General features: G+C 40.2%; 10 protein-coding genes and 1 pseudogene. All 11 read right to left on the bottom strand.

Going from position 1 to position 9,038, the window contains the following annotated elements:
* Positions 1-182, bottom strand: a pseudogene (locus tag ACTRWE_RS12135) (hypothetical protein); the annotation flags it as partial.
* A gap of 168 nt (positions 183-350) precedes the next feature.
* Complete coding sequence (locus ACTRWE_RS12130; RefSeq protein WP_262976558.1) at positions 351-812, bottom strand: hypothetical protein; 462 nt, start codon at positions 810-812, stop codon at positions 351-353.
* Positions 813-1,008: 196 nt separating this feature from the next.
* Entirely contained in the window at positions 1,009-1,746 is a 738-nt protein-coding gene (locus ACTRWE_RS12125; protein ID WP_013464664.1) for an FNR family transcription factor, read from the bottom strand.
* A gap of 42 nt (positions 1,747-1,788) precedes the next feature.
* Entirely contained in the window at positions 1,789-2,460 is a 672-nt protein-coding gene (locus ACTRWE_RS12120; RefSeq protein ID WP_024601376.1) for a sulfite exporter TauE/SafE family protein, read from the bottom strand.
* A complete protein-coding gene (gene ccoS / locus ACTRWE_RS12115; RefSeq protein ID WP_008109812.1) occupies positions 2,453-2,620 on the bottom strand; it encodes a cbb3-type cytochrome oxidase assembly protein CcoS in 168 nt (55 codons plus the stop codon). Before ccoS ends, ACTRWE_RS12120 begins: the two co-directional genes overlap by 8 nt.
* Positions 2,617-4,989 carry a heavy metal translocating P-type ATPase gene (locus ACTRWE_RS12110; RefSeq protein ID WP_462880086.1) on the bottom strand — a complete coding sequence of 791 codons (2,373 nt, stop codon included), beginning with the start codon at positions 4,987-4,989 and terminating at the stop codon, positions 2,617-2,619. The genes ccoS and ACTRWE_RS12110 overlap by 4 nt, the downstream gene beginning before the upstream one ends.
* A gap of 8 nt (positions 4,990-4,997) precedes the next feature.
* Positions 4,998-5,489 (bottom strand): FixH family protein, encoded by a 492-nt coding sequence (locus ACTRWE_RS12105; RefSeq protein ID WP_462880085.1) that lies wholly within the window; start codon positions 5,487-5,489, stop codon positions 4,998-5,000.
* A gap of 149 nt (positions 5,490-5,638) precedes the next feature.
* Positions 5,639-6,673, bottom strand: coding sequence for a cytochrome-c oxidase, cbb3-type subunit III (gene ccoP, locus ACTRWE_RS12100; RefSeq protein ID WP_462880084.1), 1,035 nt, complete (start codon positions 6,671-6,673; stop codon positions 5,639-5,641).
* Entirely contained in the window at positions 6,670-6,855 is a 186-nt protein-coding gene (locus tag ACTRWE_RS12095) for a cbb3-type cytochrome oxidase subunit 3 (protein ID WP_010389598.1), read from the bottom strand. The genes ccoP and ACTRWE_RS12095 overlap by 4 nt, the downstream gene beginning before the upstream one ends.
* Before the next feature lie 6 nt (positions 6,856-6,861).
* The gene (gene ccoO / locus ACTRWE_RS12090; RefSeq protein ID WP_033102690.1) at positions 6,862-7,536 is read right to left on the bottom strand and encodes a cytochrome-c oxidase, cbb3-type subunit II; all 675 of its coding nucleotides are present in this window, start codon (positions 7,534-7,536) and stop codon (positions 6,862-6,864) included.
* Positions 7,537-7,548: 12 nt separating this feature from the next.
* Positions 7,549-8,982 carry a cytochrome-c oxidase, cbb3-type subunit I gene (ccoN, locus tag ACTRWE_RS12085; RefSeq protein WP_013464670.1) on the bottom strand — a complete coding sequence of 478 codons (1,434 nt, stop codon included), beginning with the start codon at positions 8,980-8,982 and terminating at the stop codon, positions 7,549-7,551.
* Positions 8,983-9,038 lie beyond the last annotated feature (56 nt).

Raw genomic sequence — 9,038 nt, 5'->3', positions numbered from 1 at the left:
GTCACACTTTTTGGTTTGTTAGGGTAAGCATTGAGGATAAACTTATCACTGTCTATGAAGGTATTAGCAATAATTTTTACGTTAGAGTAATAAGTAATTTCTATAGCGGTGCCTTTGGTGTTTTTGAAAGTGTTATATCTTACTAGAGCCTTTGATACAGGTTTAACCGTGGCAAATTTCAATGATCCCTTCAATCCCTCAAAAATATTATCTTCAACTGTAATATCATGCGTACCTCCATAGTTATTATTCCACGGGTGAGTAGTTGATACTTGTGTGACATTTTCAAAGTAATTATTACGAATATCAATTCTGAAAGAATTGATATTCGTATCATGGGATGATAAGTGTTAAGATGTTGCTCTTATAGCCGCATCGCCAAAATCAAAAAATTGATTATGTTTAATTGAAATATCTTCGGAGCCTGCAAAAAGGATACCTTGCTCACCCCAAACATAATTAATTGTGTCTGTGGTTAACCCTCTAAAAATAAAACCATTAATTTCTATGAAGCGTGAATTATAAAAGGATAAAATATACTCTCCTTCAAATTGGTCACACTTTTTTAGTATAACGCCAGTATTAGCTGTAATAACAATATTGTTAAGATTTCTAACAATAATAGCTGAGCAGATGTCATAAACTCCTGGCTCTTCTATTTTTAGCGCGGAATTTTCTGCAGTGTTTAAAATCAAGTCTTTTAGTGCTTCTGAGTCATCAATGCCATCATCGGGGATCATTGAGCTCGATGCTTGGCTACTAAATAAAATACTTAAAGAAAGAGCGATAAATAGAAATAAAGATTTAGGCATAAGATTGTCCTTCTATGTAAGAGTTTAATAGGACGTAGTTGCTTTTATATTAAAAAATGAGCCAGACAATTCATTCATCGACTCTTAAAAGTGAATGGTTAATAGCTCTACTCAAAGTGTTAGTAGAGATAGAGCATAATTGCAATAATTACGCTCCAATTCAGGGTAGGATTAATTTTAAAATGAGAAGCGATTATTAACGAGGCTTAACAATCGCAGCAGTTTTGGCTAAAGCGTCATTATCTAAAATAGTAATAAATTTACCTTCTACTTTAATTAAGTCGGCTTTTTGAAAACGGCTTAATAAACGGCTGATAGTTTCTACTGTTAAACCAAGGTAGTTGCCAATTTCGCCGCGAGTCATGGTAAATCTAAATTCTTTACGTGAAAAACCACGCTCACCAAAACGCTCTGATAAGTTATAAATAAAGCTAGCAAGACGTTCTTCAGCTGACTTTTTATTAAGTAATAATAGCATTTCCTGATCGTAGGTTATTTCGCTACTCATTAAACGCATTATTTGTTGGCGCAATTTAGGCAGTTTACCGGCTAGTTCGTCAAGAGTTTCAAAGGGAATTTCACATACCATTGAGGTTTCTAGTGCTTGAGAAAAACTTTGATGTTGCATTTTATTGATGGCGTCAAAGCCAACAAGGTCACCCGCTAAATGAAAGCCTGTAATTTGCTCATCGCCTTGCTCTGACAAGGTATACGATTTAAACGACCCCGAACGAACTGCATAAATTGCATTTAAAGGTGCGCCCGATTCAAATAAGTAGTCACCCTTGTGTAATGGTTTTTTCCGCTCAATGATCTCATCAAGTTTATCCATTTCTTGGCCATTTAAAGAAAATGGTAAACATAACTGGCTAATACTGCAGTTATTACAGCTAATGGCACAATTACCTTTAGCACGACTTTGAGAAAAATCCATAAGTTCAATCCGTTAAATTTCTATGCACAACATTTACCAATGTTAATGCACTAGCTTGTCTGTTGCAATGATCAAAAGGTAGATACCATACCAGATGATAACACTGCCTAATATTATTCGCGTCCAAGGGTGATTAAAAAGCGTATTGAGCTTTTGTGCAGCCACACCTAAGGTGATCATAGCAGGGAACGTCCCTAGGGCAAATGCCAGCATAACCAGAGCACCATTTATGGCAGTGCCACTGGTCATCGCCCATGTGAGCGCAGAATATACTAAGCCGCACGGTAACCAGCCCCATAGTGCGCCATAACCAAGCGCTTTCAATGGGGAATCAATGGGCATTAAATATTTATTAAGTTTAATTAAGTGCTGCCAAATGAGGGTTTTGCCAAGTTTTTCGAGCCATTGTAATGTCGCGGCTAAGCGCATGATATAAACGCCGACCAGTAACATAAACACGCCCGCTAAAAATGATAAAAACAGCGCAAAGGCCGAGTTTTGTGTGGCAAATTGACTACTAATACCGGCAACAAGGGCACCAGCTAGCATATAACTTAGCGCTCTGCCGCTATTATAGGCTAGAGAATATAACCAAGTTTGGCGCTTGTTACTGGCTAACTGTAATGAGCTGGCAATGCCGCCGCACATAGCAATGCAATGGCCACTGCCAATCAACCCCATTAAAAAAGCACTAACAAAAATCGGGTCAATCATTACTTTTATTATGTTGCTCTTTATCGTCTTCAAACAAAATACTGTGGCCTTGCTTGTTTAAATCAGAGAATTGCTCGCCTTTTACTGCCCAAAAAAACACGCCAATGGCAATTAGTACAAACAAGATAGCGATAGGAACTAAAATATAAATTATGCTCATAACTTTAATAGCCTTAGTGAATTACATATCACAATAATAGAGCTGGCAGACATACCAATTACCGCCATCCATGGCGCAACTAAGCCCATAGCCGCTAGCGGTAATATAGAGCCATTATATAATAAAGAAAGCGCCAAGTTTTGCTTAATTATACGCCGTGTTTGCTTAGCAATCGTCAACAAATGATCAATAGAGGCTAAATCACTGTTAAGCAGCACAACATCGGCACTGTTTTTAGAGATATCAGCTCCTGTTTCCATGGCGATTGATAAGTGGGCGCTGGCAAATACTGGGCTGTCGTTTACGCCATCGCCAACCATAGCAACAACTTCACCTTGAGTTGACCAATGATCAACGGCGTCTTGTTTATCTTTTGGACTACAACTGGCTTGTACTGAATCAAGCTTTAATTTTTTTGCCACCTTGGCACCGGCATCTGAGGCGTCACCTGTTAGCATATGACAACTTAGATTGGCAGCCTTTAACGAGTTAATGAGTTTATCGGCATCTGTTTTTACTTTATCAACAAAGTAAAAGCGTGCAACGGGTTGCTTGTTTATGTAAAGGGTAGCTTGCGCATTGGTTTTTTTGGTATCAAACCAGCCACTTTTACCAATAGCGTAGTGCGTATTATCGTATTGAGCGCTGATCCCAACCCCTGGATGGAGCTGTACATCGTCAAATTTACGCTGACCTTTAAACTCTTTAAAGGCACTAGCAATAGGGTGCTCAGAATAGCTCTCAAGCTGTGCTGCAATATCAAGAATTTGCTCTTTGCTGTATTTACCATCAAGTATGTCAACAACGTCGAGGCTAAATTTACCTTGCGTAAGCGTACCGGTTTTATCAAAAGCAACTAAAGTAAGTTTTGAGAGTGTTTCGAGCACATGTGCTTGCTTAATTAATATACCTTTACGAGTTAAGGTAGCCACAGCACACGTTAACGCGGTTGGAATAGCTAAACTTAATGCGCACGGGCAGGTGGCCACTAACACCGATATAGTGATCCAAAAAGCGACATCAGGGTCAATTTGATACCAGCCAATGGCGGTTAGAGAGGCAAATACCAGTAATACGGCAACAAACCACTGCGCTACTTTGTCGGTAATTTCTACTAACCGTGGGCGTTTTGTTAGGGCATTATGTTGCAGGCGAATAATTTGATTAAGCAGGGTATTTTGGCCCAGCTTATTGATTTTTATTTCAATAATACCATCATGATTAACCGTGCCCGCATACACGTTATGATCAATATACTTTCGTACTGGCTGATGTTCACCAGTCATCATAGACTCATCAACACTGGTGCTGCCTTTGACTAAGATGCCATCGGCAGGGATAGTTTCGCCTGCTTTTATTAAAACGATATCGTTAAGCTTGAGCTTTTTAGCGGCAATTATGTGCTCTTTGCCGTTTTCATCGAGTGTACGGGCAGTCAGTGGCAGTAGCTTTTGTAAGTTGGCTGTAAATTCACTAGCCTTTAAGCGCGCTCTAAATTCTAAGTATTTACCTAATAAGAGTAAAAAGGTAAACATACAAATAGATTCAAAGTAAACTTCACCGACTTCCATTACGGTGGCGTAACAGCTTGCGCCATAGGCACCAAAAATCGCCAATGATACCGGTAAATCCATATTCAGTTGTTTTGCTTTTAAGCCGTTAATTGCATTACTTAAAAAGGGCAGGGCGCTGTATAAAATAACGGGCGTTGCAAGGATCAAGCTGATCCATCTAAAGTACTGTTCAAAATTACTGTCCATCCCAGAGAACATGCCAAAGTACATAGCAAAGGCAAACATCATCACTTGCATGGTCATTAAGCCTGCCACGCCGAGGCGGCGAATATAGGCTTTAGCTGTTTGTTGTTTTTGCTGGGCTTCTACATCTGATTGGAATGGATAGGCTTTGTAACCTATTTCAGCCAGTGAGGTGATTAGCTCACTTAAAGGGGTTGCGCTTTTATCCCATTGGATCATAGCGCGATTAGTTGAGGTGTTTACATCAACGCGCTTTACCGATTTAAGGTTAAGTAATTGCTTTTCAATAAGCCAGGCACAGGCGGCGCAGGTAATGCCCTCAACACTGAGAAGCACCTCAGAGTTGTCGTTATGCGTACTGATAAACTCATCTTGAATATCTTCATTGTCATAGCTTTTAATAAAAGCGAGTTGTTCAGGGACGAGTTGCTCTACTTTACCGGCACTAACAGTGCGATATTTGTAGTAGTCGGTCATCCCTTGGTCAATGATATTTTGTGCAACAGCTTGGCAGCCAATGCAACACATTGGCTCAGCGATATTGTCTATAACAACATGTGCGTTAAATCCAGCAGGCACACTTTCAAGACAATGAAAGCAATTTTTAGACATACTAAATACTACTTATAGTTAGGAGTCACTAAAACGGTGGCGGTGGTTGGTAAACTAACGTTTTCTTTCATTTTCCAACTGTTATCAACGGGTTCAATAAACACCGAATATGCGCCTGGTATATAGCTTTCTAATAATGCAGTGAACTCTTGATTAGCATTTGGGGTGAGAGTGGCCTCAAAATCGTGCGCTTTTATGGTACGGTGAAAAAACGACAATCTTAATGCGTGTATATTACTGGTATCGCCTTTGGTAAATTTAAAGCTGACACGCTCATCTGATATATTTAGGTCGCCATGTAAATACAACGCTTTTGCTTTATCAAACTTAACGAGTTCTAAGTTGATTGCTTTGCCTTTTTTATAGTAATCATCTACAACCATATCTGGGCCGTTACCAATGGCTGTAATAAATAAACTAATGCAGCCAATAATTGCAGCTAAAGGAAAGAAGATTAAAAACCAAGGCCAAAAATTTTTATACCACGGAGTCGGTTGCATAGTCGCTCTAAAATTAATTAATGTGCGGCTATATTATAATAAATAGAATGAAAAGACTAAAAAAAAGCCTCCGAGTGGAGGCTTTTTTGATCTGAATTAATCTACTGAAATAAAAAGATTAAAACTGAAACGTTTTGTTAACTTTATCGTTATTTATCTTGCGATAAGCTGTAAACGTAAGCAGTTAATAGGTGAATTTTATCTTCGCCTAAAATCTCTTTCCATGCAGGCATTACACCAGCACGGCCATGGTTAAGTGTTTCTTCAACAGCGCGTTGAGAGCCACCGTATAACCAAATGTTATCAGTTAGATTTGGTGCACCAAACGGTAAGTTGTGCGCTACTGAACCTTTACCATCTGCACCATGACATGCTGCACACATCGCGAATTTCGCTTTGCCTGCATCGGCATCTTTTTGGTTAACAGTACGGCCAGATAGGCTAAGTACGTAAGCCGTCATTTCTTTAACGCCTTGCTCACCTAATGCATCACCCCAAGGTGGCATTGCTGCAACACGACCTAAAAGTAATGTTTCTCTGATCTTGTCAGGAGAGCCACCGTACAACCAATCGTTGTCAGTGAGGTTAGGGAAGCCAGTACCACCACGAGCATCAGAGCCATGACATTGTGCACAGTTTTGTGAGAACAAACGTTGACCAATTTCAACTGCGAGTTGACCTTGAGTTTGCTCATGTTTAGTGCCGCTTTCTAGCGCAACTTGCTGTGCTGCATCACCAGCAAATTTAGACTCTACTAAATCTAGAACAGGTATTTGAGCCAATTCATTAAAAATAGGACCAAAACGTTCTTCAGCAGCGCGGTATTCAGCATCTAGCTTTACAAAACGGCCATCTTCTTTCGCTTCAAGGACTGCTTCTTTCGATTCAGTTAAAGAGGTAATACCTTGGTTTGAGCTTGTCCATTTTGCTAAACCTTCCCAATTACCTAAACCTGGGTAGGCTGCTAAGTAATAAACAGACCACACAAACGTTGCGAAGAACATGTAAGTCCACCATTTTGGTAGTGGATTGTTTAATTCTTCAATGCCGTCAAACTCATGTCCACAGCTTTCACCTTCTTTTACGCCTACATAGTTTTTTAAGTTCCAAACTAGTAGACCAAAGATAATGATTAAGCATGCAAGGGTTAATACAATAACCCATATACTCCAAAAGCTAGTCATTTCTCAGACCCCTTTTCCTCGTTAGAGAGTGTATTGTTGTGTTTTTTTTCATCTTCAAATATGACATTAGCAGCGTCTTTAAAACGACTTTTACTACGCTTGCTATATGCCCATCCAACAATCACAATAAATAATACTAAAATTACCAGAGTCAAAATGCCTCTGTATGTCCCGTAGTCCATAATAATCTACTTCAAATGTGTGCCAAGTTGTTGCAAATAAGCGATAAGGGCTTGCATTTCTGTTGCACCTTTACCGTCATTCATTGCGTCAACTTTAGCAATGTCAGCGATTAATTCCTCGTCACTGCCATAACCTAGACCCGGGTGTTTTGGGTTTTCTGGATTGATAGCAAACGTGTCACGGAAAATTTGTAGTTTTTTCAGAGTCAGACTTGTATCAAGCGTGTTCTCTGCTAACCAAGGGAAACTTGGCATATTAGACTCAGGAACCACGGCACGTGGATCCATTAAGTGCGCATAATGCCAATCATCTGAGTAACGTTTACCTACTCGTGCTAAGTCAGGGCCAGTACGTTTAGAACCCCAAAGGAAAGGGTGATCCCATACTGACTCGCCTGCTACAGAGTAGTGACCGTAACGCTCAACTTCATCACGAAATGGACGGATCATTTGAGAATGACAGTTAGCACAACCTTCACGTACATAAATGTCGCGACCTTCAAACTCTAGTGCGTTTAACGGGCGTAACCCATCAACTGGCTTGGTTGTATCGTCTTGGAACATTAGCGGCGTAATTTCTACTAATGCACCGAAGCTGATTGCGAAAACAGTCAAGATGGCCATGAGGCCAATGTTTTTCTCGATAATTTCGTGTTTGTTTTGTGAATTTTTATTGCTCATTATCTAACTCCGTTATGCTAACTGCGCTTGTTCATCAAGTTCTAACGAGTTATTTTTCGCTGAAACTGTACGATAAACGTTATAAGCCATAACCAGCATACCTGTAACGATGAACACACCGCCTAAGAAACGCATAACATAGAAAGGATGAGAGGCTTCTAACGACTGTACAAAGCTGTACATTAATGTACCGTCAGAGTTAACTGCACGCCACATTAGACCTTGCATTACACCTGAAATCCACATTGCAACAATGTATAAAACAACACCCACTGTGTGTAACCAGAAGTGTGTATTGATTAATTTGATGCTGTACATACGACCTTGCGAGAATAACGCAGGGATAAGGTGGTAAATAGCACCGATAGAAATCATCGCAACCCAACCTAATGCACCTGAGTGAACGTGACCTACAGTCCAATCTGTGTAGTGCGATAACGCATTAACAGATTTAATTGCCATCATCGGGCCTTCAAATGTCGACATACCGTAGAAAGACAATGAAACCACTAAGAAACGTAAAACTGGGTCAGTACGTAGCTTATGCCATGCACCTGAGAGCGTCATAATACCGTTGATCATACCCCCCCAAGACGGCACGAATAAGATAATAGACATCACCATACCTAAGCTTTGCGTCCAATCAGGAAGCGCAGTGTAGTGAAGGTGGTGAGGACCTGCCCAAATGTAAAGCGAGATAAGAGCCCAAAAGTGAACAACCGATAAACGGTATGAGTAAACTGGACGACCCGCTTGCTTTGGTACAAAGTAATACATCATACCTAGGAAGCCAGCAGTTAGAAGGAAACCTACTGCATTGTGTCCGTACCACCACTGAACCATTGCATCAACCGCACCGGCGTAAATTGAGTATGATTTAGTTAGTGAGACAGGAACAGCCATGCTGTTAACAATATGAAGTACTGCAACAGTAATAATGAAACCAGCATAGAACCAGTTAGCTACATAAATATGCGCTACTTTGCGTTTTGCAATAGTGCCCATAAATACAATAGCGTAAGTTACCCAAACAACAGCAATTAAGATATCGATTGGCCACTCAAGTTCTGCATACTCTTTAGAACTTGAAATACCCATAGGTAGAGTAATTGCTGCTAGAACAATAACTAACTGCCAACCCCAAAAGGTAAAGGCGGCTAATTTGTCTGAAAGAAGGCGCGTTTGACATGTACGTTGTACGACGTAATAAGACGTCGCAAAAAGTGCACTTGTACCAAATGCGAAAATTACTGCGTTCGTGTGTAACGGACGAAGTCGAGAGTAAGTTAACCATGGTGTGTCAAAGTTAAGAGCTGGCCAAGCTAATTGGGCAGCTATCAGAACCCCAATACCCATGCCAACGATGCCCCAAATCACTGTCATAATAGCGAATTGGCGTACAACTTTATAATTGTACTCAGTTTGTGATGCTACTGTTTGGCTCATTTTCTGGCTTCCGCTGCAATAAATGCGTTTAGAAATGAATTACCTACTTGTAAAAG

This window comes from Pseudoalteromonas sp. G5_S1_54_S4 (assembly GCF_054968565.1).
The sequence above is the reverse complement of the archived record's forward strand: the minus strand, read 5'-3'. Positions and strand labels throughout refer to the sequence as shown.

Coding starts and splice junctions, on each gene's coding strand:
- ACTRWE_RS12110 (WP_462880086.1), bottom strand. CDS start 4,989: ATGTCTAAAAATTGCTTTCATTGTCTTGAAAGTGTGCCTGCTGGATTT.
- ccoO (WP_033102690.1), bottom strand. CDS start 7,536: ATGAGCAATAAAAATTCACAAAACAAACACGAAATTATCGAGAAAAAC.
- ccoP (WP_462880084.1), bottom strand. CDS start 6,673: ATGACTAGCTTTTGGAGTATATGGGTTATTGTATTAACCCTTGCATGC.
- ACTRWE_RS12095 (WP_010389598.1), bottom strand. CDS start 6,855: ATGGACTACGGGACATACAGAGGCATTTTGACTCTGGTAATTTTAGTA.
- ACTRWE_RS12105 (WP_462880085.1), bottom strand. CDS start 5,489: ATGCAACCGACTCCGTGGTATAAAAATTTTTGGCCTTGGTTTTTAATC.
- ccoN (WP_013464670.1), bottom strand. CDS start 8,982: ATGAGCCAAACAGTAGCATCACAAACTGAGTACAATTATAAAGTTGTA.
- ACTRWE_RS12130 (WP_262976558.1), bottom strand. CDS start 812: ATGCCTAAATCTTTATTTCTATTTATCGCTCTTTCTTTAAGTATTTTA.
- ccoS (WP_008109812.1), bottom strand. CDS start 2,620: ATGAGCATAATTTATATTTTAGTTCCTATCGCTATCTTGTTTGTACTA.
- ACTRWE_RS12125 (WP_013464664.1), bottom strand. CDS start 1,746: ATGGATTTTTCTCAAAGTCGTGCTAAAGGTAATTGTGCCATTAGCTGT.
- ACTRWE_RS12120 (WP_024601376.1), bottom strand. CDS start 2,460: ATGATTGACCCGATTTTTGTTAGTGCTTTTTTAATGGGGTTGATTGGC.